This window comes from Candidatus Zixiibacteriota bacterium (assembly GCA_036480375.1).
In the GTDB taxonomy this organism is placed as follows: Bacteria; Zixibacteria; MSB-5A5; order GN15; family JAAZOE01; genus JAZGGI01.
On sequence record JAZGGI010000021.1, the window covers coordinates 53636 to 74155 of the forward strand.

Consider the following 20520-nt stretch of genomic DNA (forward strand, 5'->3'; position numbering starts at 1 on the left):
TCATGTCCGATAAAATAACATTCACCAACAAACAGGGCGAAAACGCTTCGGAAATTTTCGCTCAGGTCAAAGAGCTCTCGATTTCAATTAATCAACCCCTGCCGTTCATTATAGAAAAAGAAATTTCCCCTTTGGATATTCGGGCGCGGCTCAAGGATTTCGGACGGGGCGAAAAGTTTTACTTTCGAACCAGAGATAATCGAAACGAACTGGGAGCATTTAGGGCGGCGTTTTCCGCTTCACCCGAAAAGGCCGAAGAGATATTAAAGCTGTCACCTCAGGATAATTTATTCTTCTTGATTGCATTACGATTTACAAAATCCAAAAAAAAGGATGACGTCTGGGATGAATTTCCCGATGGATTGTGTTTCGTGCCTGAAATCATGATCCGGCGGCTGGATAATAAATATGTGATGCAATACTGCATGGTGATTGATTCTAAGATCGAGCCGGAAGAACTAAATAAGTATGGAAAAAATTATGAAGATTTGTCTGCGACGGAAAAATCGTCGCATTCGGATAATGTACCTGACTTGGAGCATAACCAATACCTGCCGGATAAGGAGGCATGGAACCGAATTATTTCAAAATGCCTGAACGCTATTAACGCCGGTGATTTGAAAAAAATCGTCATGTCCCGCCGGATCGACTATCGAGCCGTTTCTCCGATAAACCCGTTTGACCTGTTGATTTCGCTCGACAACAACCAGAAAAATAATTACGCCATGCTCTATCAGGGTAAAAATGGTAAATCGTTTATCTCCATTTCGCCGGAAAGACTCTACCGCAGGGAAAACGAAAAAATTTCTGTCGATGCGCTTTCATCAACTGTCGATCGTGGAGAAACCGCGGAAGACGACGCAAAACTCGAAAGACTCTTATTCGATGATGCCAAACTCCAACGTGAACATCAGGCAGTAATCGATGGGGTTGAAAAAAGCCTTGCCGCGCTTTGCAATCATCCGATAAAAATAGATCCTCCAAAAGTATTAAAGCTATCTCGCATTCAGCATTTATTAGCGCGAATTACAGGTCAATTGAAAAATGATGTCGGCGACCGAAAAATCATTGAGACTCTTCCCCCCACGCCCGCCGTGGGAGGAACGCCGCGGGAAGTTGCCGCCGATATGATTTCACAACTGGAGCCGTTTGACCGAGGGTGGTACGCCGGGCCGATCGGTTATTGGGGAAAGCACGAATCCGAAATCATGGTCGGTATCAGATCGATGGCGATCGAAGGCGAACGTGCACATGTATATGTTGGATCGGGAATTGTCGAGGGTTCCAATCCGGATGGTGAGTGGCGGGAAACCGAAAGTAAGAATGTGATGAATTCTTTAATCGCGCGAACCGATGTAAAGATTTGAAAATTCCGAATATAAATGTTTTTCAGGCTCATTTGGTTATTGATCATCTGGTCAATGAAGGGGTTGAGCTTTTTATAATTTCACCGGGATCAAGGTCCGCGCCTCTCGTTACGGCCTCATCTGAGCATCCCAATGTGTCTACCAAAATAATAATTGATGAACGGGCCGCCGCTTACTTCGCGGTCGGTTATGCTCGTTCATTCGGGCGCGCCGCTGGATTGATATGCACCTCCGGGACAGCCGCCGCCAATTATTTCCCGGCGATTATAGAAGCTTATCAATCACGCCTGCCGCTATTTGTTCTCACCGCCGACCGCCCGGAGGAATTGCAGGGACGCGGCGCCAATCAAACCATAAATCAGTTTGATCTGTATGGCGAGTACGCGTGTTCAGTAACGTTTCCCGCGCCGGATGCTTCTTTTAATGCAGAAGAGACACTTAATAAATTAGACAATGCGATAAAGAAAACCTGGGATAAAAGTAATACAATCGCCGGTCCGGTTCATCTGAACCTTCGCTTTAGAGAACCATTGGCGCCGGTTGTCGAGAAATTTGACGAAGATAAATTATGTCATCAGACGGACAACTGGTATCAGGAAAAACTCCGCAATGAATCGGTTATTGAAAATGATAATCAAGTCGGTATTGATGACGCGCAGTTACTTATTGAAGGATGTCGGAACGGCCTCATCATTGCCGGGCCGGAAACGAGACATCGTAAGGCGACGTCAATAGGCAAATTATCGCAAAAACTCCGCTGGCCGATTATAACCGATATTCTCTCGCAGTTCCGGTTTACGTCTCAGGAAATCGCCGGTTACCCGGTGGGTTTATATGACCTTTACATCGATATTGACAACTTGACCGAAAAACTCAAACCGGAAGGCATCATTCAGGTCGGAGGACTGCCAACTTCAAAAAGACTCAATCAGTTTTTGAATTTAATCAAAGGCATTCCGATAATCAAGATTCAGAGCCATGACAACATTATTGATCCCGATCATATCCATACCCATACTATTCATTTACAGGAAGACGAAGCAATGAGGCAACTTGACTCATTACTTCAGCCAAACGAAGAAAAGACCTTTCTGGATAGATGGCTGCGATTGGAATATTTATGCCGTACCGGTCTCGAAGAATACGCACGCGGCGACTGCCTCAATGAAATAACGATTTACAAAGAAATCAGTGATTTAATCCCGGCCCGGGACGCTCTCTTTTTGTCCAGCAGTATGCCCGTCCGCGATGCCGATAGCTTTGTTCCGGTTACCCGAAAAGGTGTCACCGTTGGATGTAATCGAGGCGTCAGTGGAATCGATGGCGTCATTTCTTCGGCCTGCGGATTCGCCAAAGGGTGCAATCGTCCAACGACTCTGATAATAGGCGATCTGGCCTGCATGCATGATTTGACTTCACTAAAAATAATAAGCGAATCAGCCAATCCCGTCATTGTAATAATTATAAATAACAACGGCGGAGGAATCTTTCATTTTCTTCCGATTGCCGAGTATGATGAAATCTTTGAGAAGTATTTCGCGGCACCGCAGAATATATCCTTTGAATCGACCGCCGGCATGTACGGATTGCCTTATTACAACCCAAAATCCATAACCGAATTCGGAAGCGCCTATCATGAATTGAAAAGCGATAATAAATTCGGCATGATCGAAATCACAATCGATCGTCGGGACAATTATAAAAAGCATGAACATATCCGTGAAATAATCAGGCAGAAAATAACTAATTCAGAATTATCAGCATGACAGAATTAATAAAAAATTGGAATTTTGTTACATCCGGTAAATCCGATAAACAGCCAATTTTATTTCTGCACGGCTTTATGGGCAACGCCAATATCTGGCGAAATACAATCGCGAATCTGGACAATGATTTTTTCTGCGTCGCAATCGATTTACCCGGTCATGGTCAAACCAGGGCCGATTTGGAATATCTGAAGTTTGAAAATCTGGCAGATGGACTACACAATTTTGTTAACACCCAATTTACCAAAGAATCGATTCTCGTCGGTTATTCGATGGGAGGGAGAATCGCCTTATATACCGCCCTGAAATATCCTGATACATTCAAAGCTCTCGTCCTCGAATCATCGTCTCCCGGAATTGAGGATGAAGAAGAACGAAAAACTCGTCTTATGCGTGATGAAAAAGATTCGGCCAAAATGAAATCAACCGATATGCGGTCCTTCCTGACCGAATGGTATCGGATGCCGGTATTTGATTATCTGAATGACTTTCCCGACCTCAAAGAAAAAATTATAAATAAAAAATCGTCAAATGATCCTCAGGCTTTAGCGGAAGTTATTGTCAAATTGTCCCCCGGCACCCAACCATCGCAATGGAGTAATCTAAACCAGTGGACAAAACCGATTCTCATCATTGCTGGTGAAAAGGATCAAAAATATTGCCATATCGGCAAGAAAATGCACGCCGGTTTGGCTAATTCGCGCCTTGAAATTATCCCCAACGCGGGACATATTGTCCATCTCGAAAATCATAAAGATTTCATGACGGTCTTGAAATCTTTCCTCGCATCGTATATCTTGTAGTTCTCGATACACAACACAAAAGGAGATTACCGTGTCAGAAGTCAAATGGCAAAAAGCCGGAGAATATAAAGATATCTTTTATCACAAAGCCGAAGGGATCGCAAAAATAACCATCAATCGTCCCGGTGTGCGCAACGCCTTCAGACCCCTGACGGTATTCGAGATGTCCCAGGCGATGGCCGACGCCCGCGACGACAGCGATATCGGGGTGGTCATCCTGACCGGCGAAGGCAAAGACGCTTTTTGTTCCGGAGGCGATCAAAAAATTCGGGGCGACGCCGGATATGTCGATGATGAGGGCGTTCACCGCCTTAACGTCCTCGATTTTCAACGGCAGATTCGCACCCTCCCCAAACCGGTCATCGCGATGGTGGCGGGATACGCTATCGGCGGAGGACATGTCCTGCATCTCATATGCGATCTGACGATTGCCGCCGACAACGCCCAATTCGGCCAGACCGGTCCTAAAGTCGGATCTTTCGACGGCGGATATGGAGCCAGCTACATGGCCCGTATTGTCGGTCAGAAAAAAGCCCGGGAAATATGGTTTCTCTGTCGCCAGTATGATGCCCAGCAGGCTCTGGAAATGGGACTGGTCAATAGCGTCGTGCCGTATGATAAACTGGAGGAAGAAACAGTCAAATGGTGCAAGGAAATTCTGGCCAACAGCCCCATGGCTATTCGCTGCCTTAAGGCGGCTCTCAATGCCGACTGCGACGGTCAGGCGGGACTTCAGGAACTGGCCGGAAACGCGACCATGCTTTTCTATATGACCGAGGAGGGTCAGGAAGGTCGCAATGCTTTTAACGAAAAACGGAAACCGGACTTTTCCAAATTTCCAAGAAAACCGTAGGATGTATTGCGGTATCACATGACTGGTCAATCATCATTCCATATCTGGCTATTGGCCGCGCGTCCCAAGACGCTTCCGGCCGGGATTGTTCCGGTTTTGGTCGGCGGAGTGATTGCTTATAGTCATAATGGTTTTGCGTTATTACCTTTTCTTGCGGCTTTGTTTGGCTCGATCATGATTCAAATCGGGACCAACTTCGCCAACGACTTATTCGACTTCAAAAAACAAACCGACCGGGAAGACCGTATCGGGCCTCTGCGAGTGACTCAAGCCGGACTGGTGACGCCCAAACAAACGGCCATGGCTACGGCGATTGCGTTTGGGCTGGCGACCTTGGCAGGGATTTATCTCGTCTATATCGGAGGATGGCCGATTGTCATAATCGGCACTGCGTCAATCCTGTGCGGAATACTCTATACCGCCGGGCCTTATGCCCTGGGATATCTGGGGCTGGGCGAAATATTCGTATTAGTTTTTTACGGCCCTGTTGCCCTGGCCGGAACTTATTATGTGCAAACTCTTAAGTGCCCAACCGAAGTTATCATCGCCGGATTGCCGTTCGGTATGATTTCGACCGCGATTCTGATCGTCAATAATCTGCGAGATATCGAGACCGACAAAAAAAGCGGCAAAAATACTCTGGCTGTTCGGTTCGGCCCAACATTCGCTCGCATTGAGTATGCCGTCATGATCGCCGGGGCCGGAGTCATTCCGCCTCTCATGACGATAATGGAATTCGGCAATAAATTCCTGTACGTCACGATTGCCTATCTTCTTTTCGCTCCCGGCGCTGTACGGGCCGTATTTTCCAGTAATGACGGTGAAAGGCTCAACGCGACCCTGGCGGCGACGGGACGATTGCTTATTATCTACGGCATCTGTTTCAGTATCGGATGGCTGTTATGAAAATCGCGTCTTACAAAATTAAAAAATATTCGCGTAAATTTGTTGAGCCGTTCGTAACTTCAAAAGGAACCCATACTCATCGCGAAGGCGTTATAATCTCTATCAAAACGGCTGAAGGTAATATCGGATATGGCGAAGCGGCTCCATTACCGGATTATTCTTCAACAGGTCTGACATCCATTGAAAAAATGCTGAATGAAATCATGCGGCAATTGCCGGGCGTGGAAATCCCAAACGACCTGCCGTCGATTTCGGGTTACATCGCTCAAATTTGTAATAGCAACTCCATCTGCCGTTTCGCTTTGGAATCAACCCTATGCGATGCGGCGTCGCGGGAGAAGGAATTACCCCTCAATAAATGGCTGAATCCGGATGCCCAATCCCGAGTCCCGGTTAACTATCTAATCGGAAAAGAAATTGAGAATTGGGATGAAATGGCGACGGAGATTAAAGAAGGCGGCTATCAGGCAGTCAAAATCAAGGTAGGGGGCGATCCTTACAAAGATATCGACCGCGTAAAAAAAATCCGTGGCGATCTGAAAAGCGATATCGCCATCCGTCTTGACGCCAATCAGGGCTGGACATACAATCAGGCACTTTATGTACTTAATCAATTGCGAAATGAGAATATTGACCATGTTGAAGAACCAATCGGAAATCCCGACGCCGATAAAATAAGAACCCTGGGCGAAGAGACCGATTGCCCTATCGCTCTCGATGAAAGCCTGTTTTCGGTTTTCGATCCCAGAAACGCCATCAGGGAAAAAATATGCGATGTTATCATTCTCAAAGCGTCGCAGATTGGCAGCTTTGCCGGCATTCTCGATCTTTGCAATCTCGCCCGTCTCTACAATCGACGCATAGTTTTAACCTCGACCCTTGAAAGCGAAATCGGCATTGCGGCTCAACTTCATCTCGCTTCGCTTCTCGGCGAAAATATTCCTCCATGCGGATTTGACACCTTGAGGTTGTTCGAAAACGCTGACCCGGATTTGAGCCGGGTGCAGGATGGATACATTAACCTTTCATCCGGAAACGGAATCGGATATGTCGGAACAGATTGAATGCCCGATTAAGAAAGCCGCCGAATCGAATCCGAACGCGATCGCTCTTTCCGATTCCAACAGTTCTGTAACCTACAAACAATTATATAAACTGATTCAAAATACCCGAGCTTATTTGTTCGACAAAAATATAGGCCCCGGCGATACGGTTGCCTGCCTTGCTCGGAATTCAATTGAGCAGGCAATATTTTTCTGGGCATGTTTTAAATCCGGAATTATATTTTTGCCTTTAAACTGGCGACTGACAAGGGCGCAGTTAAATAATCAACTCGAAAAAATAAATTGCCGCTTGCTTTTATTTGATAAGGGATTTGCGGGTATAAATTTGTCATGCGAAAAATCAACTGATATATCCCAAATTCATTCGGAAAAGATTTCCAACTCTTTCAATGAAAGCGATAACGCGATTGACCTTAATCGGGAAGTTTTGATTGTATTCAGCGCCGGGACGACATCCGAGGCTAAAGGTGTCGTTCTGACCGCGAAAAATCTTTATTTCAGCGCTCTGGGATTGCTCGAAAGATTTCCGCTGGAAAAGTCAGATTGCTGGCTTGCGGCCTTGCCGTTTTTTCACGTCGGCGGCATCTCGATTCTGATGCGTACGGCTATGGCCCGATGTTCGACTTATATAATGCCGTCATTCCAGCCTGATGAGATAATTGAATTATGCAGGCGTCGAAAAATCATCCTTTCAGTCGTTCCCACGATGATGTCCGATTTAATAAGACTCGATACCGAAAATTGTTTGAAAAATGCCCGGGCGATTATAATGGGAGGAGCCGGAGCCAGCCAGAGATTAATTGATAAGATCAAATCCCTGGGCCTGCCGGTTTTGACCACCTACGGCATGACGGAAACTTCGTCTATGATAACTTTACTTTCCTCCGAAGATTCACAGAATAAACCGCATACGGCCGGAAAAATCCTGCCTTATCGTGAGATTAGAATTTCCAGGGATAGCCATATTCAGGTCAAAGGGAAAACTCTATTTGCCGGATTCACTGATAATTCCGAAATAAACCTTTCCGATGATGGCTGGTTTGATACGGCCGATATCGGTGAGATTGACGAAAACGGTTTCTTACACGTCATGGGGCGATCGGATGACATGATAATTTCGGGCGGCGAAAATATTTCATTATCAGAAATCGAAAACGCCTTGCTTGAAATCGATTTCGTCAAGGCAGCAGCCGTAATTAAACATGACCATGAGAAATGGGGGCAATATCCGGTAGCTTTAGTTGAAGTATCATCGCCAAATGAGGGCTGGGAAGATATAAAAGAAGCCCTCTCCCCAAAAATACCCGGATTTATGATGCCCCGGGAAATTCATATTTTAAACGCGATACCTCTGAATGCGGTTGGTAAAATCGATAGAAATAAACTCAGCCGAATGCTCAAAAAATATTAAGTATTATTTACCCAAATAATTTTCCAACCCGGTGCGGAGTTTTTCGGGAATATCCATCTTTTGTTTTTTTACCGGATCTATCGTAACATGCACCGTTTTTGCTGTTCCCACGACAATCCCATCTAAATTTGTGAGTCTGTATTCGAGTGTAAAAGACGTTTTTCCAATTTCAGACACAACAAGCTCAATCTCGACAGTGTCGCCATCAGTCAGCATTTGCGTATAATCTGTCTCGGCGTGGACGATAGGGATAAAAAATTCCTTCTTTTCAAACATCTCAACAAAGGGAAATCCGATTGTCGCCAGGAATCTCTCATAAACGTCATGAACAATACGGAGTTGATTGGCAAAAAACAAAATTCCCGCCGCGTCAGTATCGTGTAATTTAATGGTGTAATAATCCTTAATTGCGCTCATAATGTAATTCTCGCCTCAAAATAATAAAAATCGGCCCAATCATTATATAAACGGGCTTGCCTTGAAAAATCAAAGTTAAAAATCGAGCCTCTTGACAATTAGCCTGTTATATTGTATCTACGAATTACGAAAAATTAGTGCAAATTGGTATGGTTTATATGGATAAAAAACAAGAATATTTTAATTCGATTGCGGAAGATTGGGATAAGGACTTTACGGCCGAGGATATTGAACGGCTGGTGCATATTATCGACAAAATAAATGTCACCAAAGGCGTTACCGTATGCGATATGGGTTGCGGTACCGGGGTTATGTTTGATATGCTCCGACGCCGGGTCGGCGAAGATGGATATATCGTCGGAGTTGATTTCGCTCCTCGCGTAGCGCATCGGGCCATGCAAAACTTTCCCTTCCATAATATCGGTGTTGTTGAAGCGTGTGCTGAAGCTTTACCATTCTATAAAGATAATTTTGATCTGGTCATCTCATTCGCGGCTTTTGCTCATTTTAGGAAACAAGGTGAGTCTATTCACCAAGCTTACCATATTCTCAAGCCGGGCGGCCGCCTTGTCATAATTCATCTTTATGGTAGAGAAGAACTTGAACGGCAGCACCATGAAGTGGGCGGTCCGATAGATGACGATAAATTGCCCGACCGCGATCATCTGGCCGAAATGTTTCAAAATAGTCATTTCGAGCGGTTTGAATTGACCGAAACGCAGAATCTATATCTGGCCATCGGATATAAGGATTAATGCGTCCTTCGGCGAAATTTATCACGCAGACAGCGTTGTTTATTGCTCTGGGTATAGTTTTCCCTATAGTTTTTCATCAATTTGGTCTGGGCGGTCGAATATTTCTTCCCATGCACATTCCGGTCTTGCTGGCCGGAAGTATCTGCGGCATCTCCTCGGGTTTACTGGTCGGTATTATTTGCCCCGGCTTATCGTTTTTGCTGACGGGAATGCCGCCTTCGTATGCCGTCCCTCTTATGACGGCCGAACTTGGATTTATCGGAATAACGGCCGGACTAATTTTTCACAAGTTTAAACTCAATATCTATATCGCTTTGATAGCGGCCTTGATCGTCGGTCGTCTTGGGTTCGCTCTGGCTCTGTTGGGACTGAGCCTTTTTCTTGATATGCCTTACGGACTCCCGGAATATTTCGGGGGAGCGGTAATCACCGGCATTCCCGGTATCGCCGTTCAATTGATTATTATTCCGCCGATAGTCGCGGCTATCAAACGGCGGGACGGTAATTAGTGATATCTGTAGTAATCTATCAATAATGAAAGCAGCTATAATAAACTCCCGGCAATCGGCTTATCCCGTTGGCGATGATTTGTGGGTTCAAAAAACCCTGCGGGCCGTGGAATACCTGGCCGGTCGCCAATATACAATCGTTACTTCAATCGGCTTAAATACCTGGGAATTGGTTTTAGCTCTCGCCTCACAATATAAAGCGGAAGTTAATATAATCATGCCTGCCCAAAAATATGAGACCGGCCTTGAGGAAAAAATTATTAATGATTTCAAACTTGATTCGAAGCGCGTGTGGTTTCTAAAATCCGATGAGTTAATACCTGAAAAAAGACAAAGACTTTTATCACGTGATAAAGCCGTAATCGATTTGGCTGATATTCTTGTTCCAATTTCAATCCGACCGAGCGGAAATATGGTATATCTTTTAGATTGCAGTAAGGACAAAATTTTTTCCCGTTACCAAATTCCTTATCAGAAAAGCCGTCGTCGGCCAAGCTATAAAATCATTAAGTTAAATCCGGAATTATCAGATGGAAAATGGCTCGTTCATTTCACTCGCAGCGGCAAATTTCCCTGGCCGGGATTGACATCTTTTGAGTTTTATCACTCGATGATTTCATCCGGCAAAGAATATTGCCAGTCAGCGCACAATGTCCTTGTTCGAATTCTCGAGAGCAGGATTATCAGGGCCAGTAATAATAATATCGCCGATGGCTCATACGTTGTTGGATTTTCAAATCTGATTAATGTTGATCCCGCCGAGATTTTTAGATATCGCTCTCGATTGGTTAATCCATATTTCGAACCATACGGTCTGGCAATCTCAACCGATTATGTGAGTAAACATGGAATCTCTCCGGTGATTTACGGGGATAGGCATCTTTACGATACTCTTGATGGTGATAAACGATCCTTTTTTCAATCCAGAGGCAAAAAGAATCAATGGGTCGGTGAAAATGAGTGGCGGCATATCGGTGATTTTGTATTTGACAATATTCCGCCGGACCATCTTCGAATTATTGTTCCGAATCAGAAAGAAGTAAATGAATTTCAGGCTATGTCCAGTATTCCGGTGATCCCGCTCGATTTTACAGAATAAATTACCCGGATTCAAAGTTGCAGTTTTAATCACAAAAATAATATGGAGTTATAAATTTTGAAGAACGATATGCCCCTGAGTAAGCTATTAATTAAACGATTCTTCCTCAAAATCCGCAGGAAAAGTTTGTGAAAAAAATAACAAATGGCGTTAAAATAACTTGACAACAAACTCTCACAAAATATATTTCCCCCTTGTAATATCGGGGCTGAAGCCCGTGCGGTAATATGGTGAAATCTGTAAACCTTTGAGGTTTCAGGGTACGTTAAAGAAAAGTAAGAGAATTGAGGGAGCAAGGCAGATAGGCATCGCGACGACTATACCGTTTCTGTTAGTCGCCGGTCCTGTCATTGGATATTTCGTAGGAAATTGGATAGACAAAAAACTGGGTACCGAGCCATACTTGATGATAATCCTTATTCTTTTGGGATTTTTATCATCCGGGAAAGAGACCTATAAATTAATAAAGCAGTTAAATGATGGCAGCAAAGATACTGACGACGAATTTCACAGCTGATTTTATTCAGCGAACCTTAAGAACTACTGGTATTGTTCTTATTATTACGTTCTTACTTGGTCTGTACTATTTCGGATTATATGATTCTCTTGCCTATTTATCGGCTGGCATCTGGTCGATGCTAAATTTAATATTTTTGGCGGCTCTGGTGAGAATGGCTCTTCGACCCGACAAAATCGACAAACTGGCCGTTGCCGGATTGGCGCTAATTAAGTTTCCTTTATTATATGGAACCGGGTATTTTTTATTTACGGTTGAAATCTTTCGTCCCATACCTTTATTCATCGGTCTTTCAATCGTGTTATTGATTATGTCATTAAAAGCCCTCTCTCGGGCAATGTTAAAGCTTGATTTTGTAAACCAGGAAGATAGTTCTCGAGGCGTTGCATGATTCATTACAAGCTTCTAAATAATCTCATTATTCTCACCAGTGAAGTAGCCAATAAGGCGGGCGAGGCTTCAGAACATGGAAATGGCCAAGAAGATGGCATTAGCATGGTAATGCCAAATCTATTAACATTCATCTTTGGAAATGAATTCGGGCATCATTATGCTGTGACCATTTTCGCTCTTCTTATTGCTGTAGGTATGATGATAATGGGAATGATGGTTTATAAAAACCGTCAAATGATTCCCGGCCCGTTTCAAAACGTGGTTGAGATGATATTTGAGGGTTTGTATAATCTGGTTCATTCCATGCTGGGCAAAGCTACTGACCGCTATATTCCATTTCTGGGAACGTTATTTATCTATATTTGGTTTATGAATTTGAGCGGCCTGGTACCGTTTGTCCACGCTCCGACTTCATCAATTAAGATGACGATAGCCTTGGCGATCACAGTATTTATATATGTGCAATACATTTCTTTCACTCGGATGGGATTCAAGAAATATTTCCTTCATTTATGTGGCGATCCTTATTCTGGCGTTACCTGGGTTCTGGTTATTATTAACTTCCCTCTACATTTTATTGGAGAGTTCATTAAGCCGATTTCACTGGCTGCGCGACTTTTTGGAAATATTTTTGGCGAGGATACTCTTATCGCGGTCATGGTATCGCTTGGTGTCCTTGCGCTATCGGCAATTCATAGCCCAATAGGTATTCCATTCCAGTTGCCTTTTTATTTCCTGTCGCTATTGCTCGGAACGATTCAGGCATTGGTTTTCACACTGTTATCAACCGGATATATAATGATGGCTCTGCCCCATGGGGAAGACCATTAAAAATGAAAATAGAGAAGGAAATAAATACAACGTAAGTTTTTTGGAGGTAATATGGATTATCAAACTGGATTGGCGATTGCCGCTCCTCTGGCGATTGGTGTTGCCGCAATCGGATCAGGTCTGGGTTTGGGTAAAGCTGTCGGTTCTGCTATGGAAGCTATGGGGCGTCAGCCGGAAGCGATTGCCAAGATTCAGACAGGAATGATTATTGGCGCCGCGTTCATCGAAGCGTTGACAATCTATGCTCTGCTCGCATTTCTTATGGTTATGGGAAAAATCGGCGCGTAATCATTGTTCCATTTTTTGGAATCGTGCGTAAAAAACCTGCCGGTTAAACGCCGGGCTTAACCGCTCGGTGTTGCCAGGGAGAAATTGATATGGATCTTTTTGCAGAACTACTAGATTGGAAATTAATAGCAACTCATATCTTCGGGTTTGTTATTATGGTTTGGATTCTCAAAAAGTTTGCCTGGAAGCCAATTCTGGGTATTCTGGCCGAACGGCGGGAAAAAATAATATCCGAGTTCGACAATATCGAATCAGGAAAGGCCGAAATAGCCCAAACCAAAGAAGGGTATGAGGCCAAGCTCAAAGATATCGATAATCTCGCCCGTCAGAAATTGACCGAAGCGGTCAATGAAGGTCAAAAAATCGCGGCGGAGATTAAAGAGAAGGGTCGCGACGAGGCCAAGGGCATCATCGACAACGCCAAGGCGCAACTTGACCGCGATGTCGAAAAAGCCCGTGCCGGTCTTAAAGAAGACATGGTCAATATGACTATTTCGGCGGCCGAAAAAATCATTTCGGCAAAGGTGGACGAACCGGAAAACCGTCGGCTGATCGGAAACTTTATCGATAGCGTGGAGAAAGCTTAAAAGATGTTAGCGCAGGAAGTCGCCAAAAAATACTCGACCGCCCTGTTTAATATTGTTCGGGATAAGGGCTTGATTGACGAAGCTTACCAACAGTTCGAGGAGCTTGACGCTCTGATAAACAAAGACCGCACGCTGTTGCAGTTTCTTTTGGCTCCTCATATTCTCGATCAGCACAAACTGGCGTTGATTCGCGATGTTTTCAAAGAGCGCTTAAACCCGCTTTTCCTCGAATTTCTCCTCGTCCTGATTCGCAAGCACCGCATCGGTTTTCTGCATAACATTTGCGAAGAGTTCCGGGAACGAGTGGCCAAAGCGCGCGGGATGCTCGTCGCCAGGGTGACAACGGCGACGTCTATGAATGATGATGAACGACGCCGACTCACCGAAAAACTCGCCGGCAAAACCGGCAAGACGATTGAGCTTGAAGAAAAAGTCGATCCGAAGATTTTGGGTGGAATGATTATCATTCTCGGTGATCAGATTATTGACGGTTCAGTCCGGCACCATCTGGCGATATTGAAAGAAGATTTGATGAAATTAAAAGTCGCTTAAGTGCGGCTGTGATAAATAAACGAAAATAAACATTAACTATACAGGAGAAGTGCCTTATGGGTCTCAATCCTGAAGAAGTCTCATCGGTTATACAAAAAGAGATTGCCAAGTATGAGACCAAGCTTGAAATGGAATCGGTCGGTACCGTTCTTCAGGTCGGTGATGGTATCGCGCGTGTCTGGGGTCTTGAAGATGTGATGATGTCTGAACTGGTCACGTTCCCCGGCGATATTACCGGATTGGTATTAAACCTCGAAGAAGATAACGTCGGTGTCGCTATTTTTGGAAATGACCGCTACATTAAGGAAGGCGACACGGTCCGCCGGACCGGCAACGTAGCCCGAGTTCCTGTCGGTGACGCCCTCATCGGTCGCGTTGTCAACTCAATCGGCGAGCCGCTCGACGGCAAAGGCCCGATTGTAACCGACAAATTCCGCCTCCTTGAAGGCCGGGCTCCCAACGTCGTTCAGCGTCAACCGGTGAAAGAACCGATGATGACCGGTCTCAAGGCGATTGACTCAATGATTCCGATCGGCCGCGGCCAGCGTGAATTGATTATCGGCGACCGCCAGACGGGTAAAACTGCGATAGCTATCGACGCCATAATCAATCAAAAAGACACCGATGTATTTTGCATCTATGTCGCTATTGGTCAAAAGGCGTCCAGTGTCGCTCGCGTTGTCGAGATTCTCGACCGGCATGGAGCCATGGAATACACGACTGTCGTTTCCGCAACCGCCAACGACCCGGCTCCGCTTCAATACATCGCGCCTTATGCCGGATGTGCTATCGGCGAGGAATTCCTCTATACCGGACGTCATGCTCTCGTCATCTATGATGATTTATCCAAACAGGCTCAGTCATACAGGCAATTATCTTTGCTTCTTCGTCGTCCTCCGGGCCGTGAAGCCTACCCAGGCGATATCTTCTATTGCCACTCCCGACTTCTTGAGCGCGCCGCCAAGCTGTCCGATGAGGAAGGCGGTGGCTCATTGACGGCTCTTCCGGTTATCGAAACCCAGGCCGGAGACGTTTCGGCGTATATCCCGACCAACGTCATATCGATTACCGATGGTCAGATTTATCTGGAGCCGGATTTGTTCTTCGCTGGAGTTCGTCCGGCGATTAACGTCGGTATTTCGGTTTCTCGTGTCGGCGGTAACGCCCAGACCAAAGCGATGAAAAAAATCGCCGGTTCCCTGCGTTTGGATTTGGCCCAGTATCGAGAATTGGCCGCCTTTGCTCAGTTCGGTTCGGACCTCGACGAAGCCACTAAGAGGCAGTTGACCCGCGGTGAACGGATGGTTGAAATTCTCAAGCAGGGACAATACGTTCCGCAATCTTTGGCCCGCCAGGTAAACATCATTTGGGCCGGCGCCAACGGTTATCTGGATGATATTGCCATTTCCGACCTGGAAAAATTCGAGACCGAATATCTGGCGTTTGTAGAAAAAGAATTTCCGGATATCATGATTAATATTGATAAGGAAAAAGAGATTTCCGACGCAACCGACCAAAAAATGCATGATGCCGCGAAGAAATTCAAAGAGCAGTTTAGCCCATCGACAAGTGAATAAATTATGGCGACGCTTCGAGATATATTAAAAAGAGTCAATTCGGTAAAATCGACTCGTCAGATTACCAGGGCGATGAAGATGGTGGCCGCGGCCCAGTTGCGTAAAGCGCAATTGCAGGCCGAGCAGTCGCGCCCCTATGCGGAAAAAATGGCCGATATGCTGGGACATCTCTCCGCCGCCGCAACCGATAAATTGTCTCATCCTTTTTTCGAAAAACGCGATCCAAAGAAGCAAACCCTGGTTTTGATGACTTCGGATCGAGGCTTATGCGGAGCATTTAATTCCAACCTGATCCGTAAAGCGCAGGATTGGTTATCGGAACGGGATCTGGACAAAACCGAACTGGTCACGGTTGGCCGTCGGGGATATCTGTATTTCCGTAAACGGCAGTGGAAGATTTCCGAGGCGTATAATGAATTCAACGCCGAAATGAATTTTGACATGGTGCGTGATCTGGTTGGCTATTTGACTAATCGCTTTGTTTCGGGGCAGACGGATGAGATTTATCTGTTGTACGCCAAGTTTTACTCGACCGCAAAAAATATCCCGACCATCGAGAAGTATTTGAATATTGATCGTCCCGAAACGAGTGAGGGAGAATCGGTCGGCGCGTACATTTTCGAACCGAATCCGGATGCCATCTTTTCGGACCTGCTTCCGCGCTATGCTTTGGTGCGTTTGCAATCGGCTTTGGCTGATTCATTCGCTTCTGAGCACGCGACCCGAATGATGGCGATGACTCTGGCGACTCAAAATGCCGGAGAAATGATTGACAGCTTGACGCTGCAATACAACAAAGCCCGTCAGGCGGCGATTACCAAGGAGATACTTGAAGTTGTCTCGGGCGCCGAAGCGCTCAAGACATAACATAGATTTTGCCATTGTGCGATATTGAATAAGCACGATGGCGCTGACAAAGAAAAAAACATAGTCTTTATAGCGGAGTTTTCAAATGGCTGAAAATATCGGAAAAGTCGTTCAGATTATCGGACCTACCGTCGACTGCGTCTTCGATTCCGACAAACTTCCCAATATCCTCAACGCTCTCAAAATTGACGATGAGGAAAAGGGAATACATCTGACCGTTGAGGTAGCCATTCATATCGGCGATAATATCGTTCGCTGTGTCGCGCTTGCCTCGACCGACGGACTCGTTCGCGGCATGCCGGTCGTCGACACCGGAGCGGCGATCTCGGTCCCGGTCGGTGAAAAATCGCTCGGTCGGTTGTTCAACCTGCTCGGTGATACAATCGATACGCTCGAGAAAATACCGGCGGATAATCTGCGCCACCCCATCCACCGTCCCAATCCGGAATTTACCGAACAGGTCACCACACCGGAGATGTTCGAAACCGGAATCAAAGTGGTTGACCTCCTCGAGCCGTATTCCAAAGGCGGAAAAGTCGGGCTCTTCGGCGGCGCCGGTGTCGGCAAGACAGTTTTAATCCAGGAGCTCATCCGAAACATCGCCACCGAGCACGGCGGCTATTCGGTCTTCTCGGGCGTCGGCGAACGGACTCGTGAGGGCAACGATCTCTGGCTGGAAATGAAAGAATCCGGTGTGTTGGCCAAGACGGCTTTGATGTTCGGTCAAATGAATGAACCCCCCGGCGCGCGTCTTCGGGTCGCTCTTTCGGGTTTGACCATGGCCGAATATTTCCGTGATGAAGAACATCAGGACGTGCTTCTCTTCATCGATAACATTTTCCGCTTCGTTCAGGCCGGTTCGGAAGTGTCTGCGCTTCTGGGACGGATGCCGTCCGCGGTCGGATACCAGCCGACTCTGGCAACCGAAATGGGCGCTCTGCAGGAACGCATCACCTCGACCAAATCAGGATCGATTACGTCGGTACAGGCGATCTACGTCCCCGCCGACGACTTGACCGATCCCGCCCCGGCAACCAGTTTCGCTCACCTCGACGCTACTTCGGTATTATCCCGTCAAATCGCCGAGCTGGGAATTTATCCCGCGGTTGACCCGCTTGACTCCACTTCTCGAATTCTCGATCCGATGGTGGTCGGCGAAGAACATTATAACATTGCCCGCCGGGTTCAGAATATTCTTCAGCGTTATCGCGACCTGCAGGATATTATCGCGATTCTCGGCATGGATGAACTTTCCGAAGAAGACCGTTTGACGGTACACCGGGCTCGCAAGATTCAGAGATTTTTCTCACAACCGTTCTTTGTCGCCGAAGCCTTTACCGGCAAATCAGGCAAGTATGTCAAGATCGAAGATACAATCAAAGGCTTTACAATGATTACCGACGGCGAACTCGATAAAGTTCCCGAGCAGTGTTTCTATTATTGCGGCGGTATCGATGAAGTCTTTGAAAATAATGAAAAGATGAAAAGCGGTAACTAATGTACAAATTGTCGATAGTTACTCCGGAAAAGATAATCTACGAGGAAGAGGTTAGCTCGATCATTGCTCCCGGCACCCTCGGGTATCTGGGAATAATGAGCAATCACGCCCCGATTATAACGTCGTTGAAACCGGGTAAGCTGATGATCAAGGACAACAAAGACGAAGTGATTAATTTTGCCCTGTCGGGCGGATTTCTGGAAAACTCTTCCAATGTCTGCACTATCTTAGCCGACTCGGCCGAATTTGCCAGCGATATTGATCTGGAGCGGGCCAGAGAATCTCTTGCACGCGCCAAACAGCGCATCCGGAACGCCGCCGGTGAAATTGATGTCGGCCGCGCCAGAAACGCTTATGAACGGGCCAAAAACCGCTTGACTATCGCCAAAGATAAATAAAAAACAACAACCCCCCCTGTTGATTGATGAGGTCGGAAGCGCAACGCAACCGACCTTATCGTTTTTAAATACTCCAGAGAATTAAACATTTCCCACCTATATTTCGTCTCTTTTCCGTAAAGCCGGGTAAAGGAGAAATCAAAATGAACCGCTATTCCAAGGTACCAAACTTTATAATTCTATCATTTATCTTGCTATTGGCAGTACATCCTTGTTTTGCGCAGGATAATGCAGTTTTATCAGGTCCTTATTTCGGACAAGATCCACCTGAATTAGAGCCGCTCGTATTTGCAAAAGGGATTATAGACTATGACATTCATGGTTGTCCTGTATTTACACCGGATGGTAAAGAAGCATACTGGACGGTAATGAAAACTTTCAAAATGATGCATTCCAAGGAAGTAAACGGAGTCTGGACGCCTCCCGATACTTTTCAATTTTCATTGGAATTTGATGCTTCTGACGCACCATGCCTATCACCAGATGGGAATCGATTGTTTTTTCTATCATATGAAGAAAAAGTTTCCGGTTCGGGTCGTGAACATGTCGACAATATCCGGTATATGGATCGCGTTGAAGGCGGATGGAGCGAGCCACAACTGGTAGGTTCGGGAATCAACGATTTCAAAACGCACTGGCAGTTTTCTATAGCCAATAATGGTAGCATATATTTTGGAGCAAAGGAAACAGGCAATGGAGATATATATGTTTCACGATTTGAAAACGGCATATATCAGCCTGCAGAAGTACTGGGATCAAATATAAACAGCGAGCATTATGATTATTCACCATTTATTGATCCCAATGAGAATTATATAATATTTTCACGAACCGTCGGAGATGCGCGGAAAGATTACGCTGATTTATATATAAGCTTCAAAGATGGTGATGGCAATTGGTCGAAAGCTGTTCCTATGGAAGCTTTAAATACTAGGGTTCATGAAATGAATCCCAACGTGACTCGCGATGGAAAATATCTTTTTTTTCTGAGAAATACTTGGGGCAATAATTGGGATGGATCATCCACGCATTGGGTAAGCGCCAGGATTATAGATAGATATAAAACATCAGAAAATTAGCGGATTGATAAAAAGTAAGCACTGGTTGCCCCACTGCTTACCGTGGATTTCGCTGATTACTCCGTGGGCGGCAGACGTCTCCTTCTGTTTCTTATTTACATTTTTCCCACACAAACACCAATAATTCCGAATAAATCCCTATATGCATGATGAAATATATAAAGGTCAGACAATCACCCGTAGGAGCTCGTCGTGACGAGCCCGCATTTACTATTTTTCCGGATCACTCGCGAGCGATCCCTACTGTAATAACAGACCTATGCCTTTTCGTATTAACCACCGGGTTGATATGCCCCAAAAGGTTAATATGACAAAACGAACCCATTTGGGATTGAAAAATGTTTTTTTGAAAAAACGAACCCAATTCGCCGTAACGAACGTAAATACAAGTGCTTACAAGTTATTTTTTGTAAAATATGAGATAATCGTAAGAAATATCCTGCTATCTACTCACTATATATACCAGGAATATATTAAACGAAAACACTTGCCCGTCGTCATAATGTAGATGTAGCGGCGTATTTACTTCCGGGAGGTTATATTTATGTCTTATCCGTTCTTAAAACAACTTTTTCTTTTGTCAGTTTTATTTACTTTTTCATCGGTTTTTGTAGGTGGTATTGATGCATCAAATTCAAAACCACTTAGCACCAATTCTCAAAGCCCTCCAGCGATTGGATCAATTGACAAAATCCAGTTGCCGTTCATTGAGAATGATGGTCAATATGACGATGTTGTGAGATTCTATGCCCGTACTTTCAGCGGGGTCGCGTTTGTCACCAATGATGGTCGCATAGTCTATTCAATGCCGGATCGAAGTTCAGATGGCGGACAAATAAACCTTGCGCTTCAGGAGCGGTTGCTTGGTAGAAATCGGATCGACCTACGGGGTATCGCACCGGCCACCTGTCAGATCAACATTTTTAAGGGTCACCAACCAAACCAATGGCAATCTGGATTATCCTCATATAATATCGTGGACT

General features: G+C 45.5%; 23 protein-coding genes. 22 read left to right on the top strand and 1 reads right to left on the bottom strand.

Annotation, left to right across the window (positions count from 1 at the left end):
- The first annotated feature begins 2 nt into the window (after positions 1-2).
- The 7 genes from V3V99_05255 to menE are packed head-to-tail and all read left to right on the top strand — an operon-like array spanning position 3 to position 8170.
- Positions 3-1367, top strand: coding sequence for an isochorismate synthase (locus tag V3V99_05255; protein ID MEE9442056.1), 1365 nt, complete (start codon positions 3-5; stop codon positions 1365-1367).
- Entirely contained in the window at positions 1364-3133 is a 1770-nt protein-coding gene (menD, locus tag V3V99_05260; GenBank protein ID MEE9442057.1) for a 2-succinyl-5-enolpyruvyl-6-hydroxy-3-cyclohexene-1-carboxylic-acid synthase, read from the top strand. The genes V3V99_05255 and menD overlap by 4 nt, the downstream gene beginning before the upstream one ends.
- Positions 3130-3936, top strand: coding sequence for a 2-succinyl-6-hydroxy-2,4-cyclohexadiene-1-carboxylate synthase (gene menH / locus V3V99_05265; protein MEE9442058.1), 807 nt, complete (start codon positions 3130-3132; stop codon positions 3934-3936). Before menD ends, menH begins: the two co-directional genes overlap by 4 nt.
- Positions 3926-4789, top strand: a complete 864-nt coding sequence (menB, locus tag V3V99_05270) for a 1,4-dihydroxy-2-naphthoyl-CoA synthase (protein ID MEE9442059.1) — start codon at positions 3926-3928, stop codon at positions 4787-4789. Before menH ends, menB begins: the two co-directional genes overlap by 11 nt.
- Before the next feature lie 18 nt (positions 4790-4807).
- Entirely contained in the window at positions 4808-5695 is an 888-nt protein-coding gene (locus V3V99_05275; GenBank protein ID MEE9442060.1) for a 1,4-dihydroxy-2-naphthoate polyprenyltransferase, read from the top strand.
- Positions 5692-6759: an o-succinylbenzoate synthase gene (gene menC / locus V3V99_05280; protein MEE9442061.1), complete on the top strand. Its 1068-nt coding sequence runs from the start codon at positions 5692-5694 to the stop codon at positions 6757-6759. The genes V3V99_05275 and menC overlap by 4 nt, the downstream gene beginning before the upstream one ends.
- Positions 6704-8170 carry an o-succinylbenzoate--CoA ligase gene (menE, locus tag V3V99_05285; protein ID MEE9442062.1) on the top strand — a complete coding sequence of 489 codons (1467 nt, stop codon included), beginning with the start codon at positions 6704-6706 and terminating at the stop codon, positions 8168-8170. The genes menC and menE overlap by 56 nt, the downstream gene beginning before the upstream one ends.
- 3 nt (positions 8171-8173) lie before the next feature.
- Here menE and V3V99_05290 read toward each other — a convergent pair whose 3' ends face one another.
- Positions 8174-8587, bottom strand: coding sequence for a thioesterase family protein (locus V3V99_05290; protein ID MEE9442063.1), 414 nt, complete (start codon positions 8585-8587; stop codon positions 8174-8176).
- Positions 8588-8745: 158 nt separating this feature from the next.
- Here V3V99_05290 and V3V99_05295 point away from each other — a divergent pair, with 158 nt between their 5' ends.
- From V3V99_05295 to V3V99_05365, 15 genes are all read left to right on the top strand, one after another.
- Positions 8746-9342, top strand: coding sequence for a methyltransferase domain-containing protein (locus tag V3V99_05295; GenBank protein MEE9442064.1), 597 nt, complete (start codon positions 8746-8748; stop codon positions 9340-9342).
- On the top strand, positions 9342-9851 hold the full coding sequence (locus V3V99_05300) for an ECF transporter S component (GenBank protein ID MEE9442065.1): 510 nt from the start codon (positions 9342-9344) through the stop codon (positions 9849-9851). The genes V3V99_05295 and V3V99_05300 overlap by 1 nt, the downstream gene beginning before the upstream one ends.
- Positions 9852-9876: 25 nt before the next feature.
- Positions 9877-10950, top strand: a complete 1074-nt coding sequence (locus V3V99_05305; protein ID MEE9442066.1) for a hypothetical protein — start codon at positions 9877-9879, stop codon at positions 10948-10950.
- 247 nt (positions 10951-11197) lie between these two features.
- Complete coding sequence (locus V3V99_05310) at positions 11198-11467, top strand: AtpZ/AtpI family protein (protein MEE9442067.1); 270 nt, start codon at positions 11198-11200, stop codon at positions 11465-11467.
- A complete protein-coding gene (locus tag V3V99_05315) occupies positions 11427-11858 on the top strand; it encodes a hypothetical protein (protein MEE9442068.1) in 432 nt (143 codons plus the stop codon). The genes V3V99_05310 and V3V99_05315 overlap by 41 nt, the downstream gene beginning before the upstream one ends.
- Complete coding sequence (gene atpB, locus V3V99_05320; GenBank protein MEE9442069.1) at positions 11855-12691, top strand: F0F1 ATP synthase subunit A; 837 nt, start codon at positions 11855-11857, stop codon at positions 12689-12691. Before V3V99_05315 ends, atpB begins: the two co-directional genes overlap by 4 nt.
- 51 nt (positions 12692-12742) lie before the next feature.
- Positions 12743-12979: an ATP synthase F0 subunit C gene (atpE, locus tag V3V99_05325; GenBank protein MEE9442070.1), complete on the top strand. Its 237-nt coding sequence runs from the start codon at positions 12743-12745 to the stop codon at positions 12977-12979.
- A gap of 89 nt (positions 12980-13068) precedes the next feature.
- Positions 13069-13566: a F0F1 ATP synthase subunit B gene (gene atpF / locus V3V99_05330; GenBank protein ID MEE9442071.1), complete on the top strand. Its 498-nt coding sequence runs from the start codon at positions 13069-13071 to the stop codon at positions 13564-13566.
- Between the two features lie 3 nt (positions 13567-13569).
- Positions 13570-14118, top strand: coding sequence for an ATP synthase F1 subunit delta (gene atpH, locus V3V99_05335; protein MEE9442072.1), 549 nt, complete (start codon positions 13570-13572; stop codon positions 14116-14118).
- A 56-nt stretch (positions 14119-14174) separates the two neighbouring features.
- Positions 14175-15695 (top strand): F0F1 ATP synthase subunit alpha, encoded by a 1521-nt coding sequence (gene atpA, locus V3V99_05340; protein MEE9442073.1) that lies wholly within the window; start codon positions 14175-14177, stop codon positions 15693-15695.
- Positions 15696-15698: 3 nt separating this feature from the next.
- Complete coding sequence (atpG, locus tag V3V99_05345) at positions 15699-16562, top strand: ATP synthase F1 subunit gamma (protein MEE9442074.1); 864 nt, start codon at positions 15699-15701, stop codon at positions 16560-16562.
- An 85-nt stretch (positions 16563-16647) separates the two neighbouring features.
- Positions 16648-18060 carry a F0F1 ATP synthase subunit beta gene (atpD, locus tag V3V99_05350; GenBank protein MEE9442075.1) on the top strand — a complete coding sequence of 471 codons (1413 nt, stop codon included), beginning with the start codon at positions 16648-16650 and terminating at the stop codon, positions 18058-18060.
- Entirely contained in the window at positions 18060-18458 is a 399-nt protein-coding gene (atpC, locus tag V3V99_05355) for an ATP synthase F1 subunit epsilon (protein ID MEE9442076.1), read from the top strand. Before atpD ends, atpC begins: the two co-directional genes overlap by 1 nt.
- Before the next feature lie 143 nt (positions 18459-18601).
- Positions 18602-19537: a hypothetical protein gene (locus V3V99_05360; GenBank protein ID MEE9442077.1), complete on the top strand. Its 936-nt coding sequence runs from the start codon at positions 18602-18604 to the stop codon at positions 19535-19537.
- A 544-nt stretch (positions 19538-20081) separates the two neighbouring features.
- Positions 20082-20520, top strand: a 439-nt coding sequence (locus tag V3V99_05365) for a hypothetical protein (GenBank protein ID MEE9442078.1), incomplete at its 3' end; no start/stop codon positions are given.

Coding starts and splice junctions, on each gene's coding strand:
- atpF (MEE9442071.1), top strand. CDS start 13,069: ATGGATCTTTTTGCAGAACTACTAGATTGGAAATTAATAGCAACTCAT.
- atpA (MEE9442073.1), top strand. CDS start 14,175: ATGGGTCTCAATCCTGAAGAAGTCTCATCGGTTATACAAAAAGAGATT.
- V3V99_05275 (MEE9442060.1), top strand. CDS start 4,808: ATGACTGGTCAATCATCATTCCATATCTGGCTATTGGCCGCGCGTCCC.
- atpC (MEE9442076.1), top strand. CDS start 18,060: ATGTACAAATTGTCGATAGTTACTCCGGAAAAGATAATCTACGAGGAA.
- atpE (MEE9442070.1), top strand. CDS start 12,743: ATGGATTATCAAACTGGATTGGCGATTGCCGCTCCTCTGGCGATTGGT.
- V3V99_05305 (MEE9442066.1), top strand. CDS start 9,877: ATGAAAGCAGCTATAATAAACTCCCGGCAATCGGCTTATCCCGTTGGC.
- menE (MEE9442062.1), top strand. CDS start 6,704: ATGGATACATTAACCTTTCATCCGGAAACGGAATCGGATATGTCGGAA.
- menH (MEE9442058.1), top strand. CDS start 3,130: ATGACAGAATTAATAAAAAATTGGAATTTTGTTACATCCGGTAAATCC.
- atpH (MEE9442072.1), top strand. CDS start 13,570: ATGTTAGCGCAGGAAGTCGCCAAAAAATACTCGACCGCCCTGTTTAAT.
- V3V99_05290 (MEE9442063.1), bottom strand. CDS start 8,587: ATGAGCGCAATTAAGGATTATTACACCATTAAATTACACGATACTGAC.
- menC (MEE9442061.1), top strand. CDS start 5,692: ATGAAAATCGCGTCTTACAAAATTAAAAAATATTCGCGTAAATTTGTT.
- V3V99_05300 (MEE9442065.1), top strand. CDS start 9,342: ATGCGTCCTTCGGCGAAATTTATCACGCAGACAGCGTTGTTTATTGCT.
- V3V99_05315 (MEE9442068.1), top strand. CDS start 11,427: ATGATGGCAGCAAAGATACTGACGACGAATTTCACAGCTGATTTTATT.
- atpD (MEE9442075.1), top strand. CDS start 16,648: ATGGCTGAAAATATCGGAAAAGTCGTTCAGATTATCGGACCTACCGTC.
- V3V99_05360 (MEE9442077.1), top strand. CDS start 18,602: ATGAACCGCTATTCCAAGGTACCAAACTTTATAATTCTATCATTTATC.
- atpB (MEE9442069.1), top strand. CDS start 11,855: ATGATTCATTACAAGCTTCTAAATAATCTCATTATTCTCACCAGTGAA.
- V3V99_05255 (MEE9442056.1), top strand. CDS start 3: ATGTCCGATAAAATAACATTCACCAACAAACAGGGCGAAAACGCTTCG.
- atpG (MEE9442074.1), top strand. CDS start 15,699: ATGGCGACGCTTCGAGATATATTAAAAAGAGTCAATTCGGTAAAATCG.
- V3V99_05295 (MEE9442064.1), top strand. CDS start 8,746: ATGGATAAAAAACAAGAATATTTTAATTCGATTGCGGAAGATTGGGAT.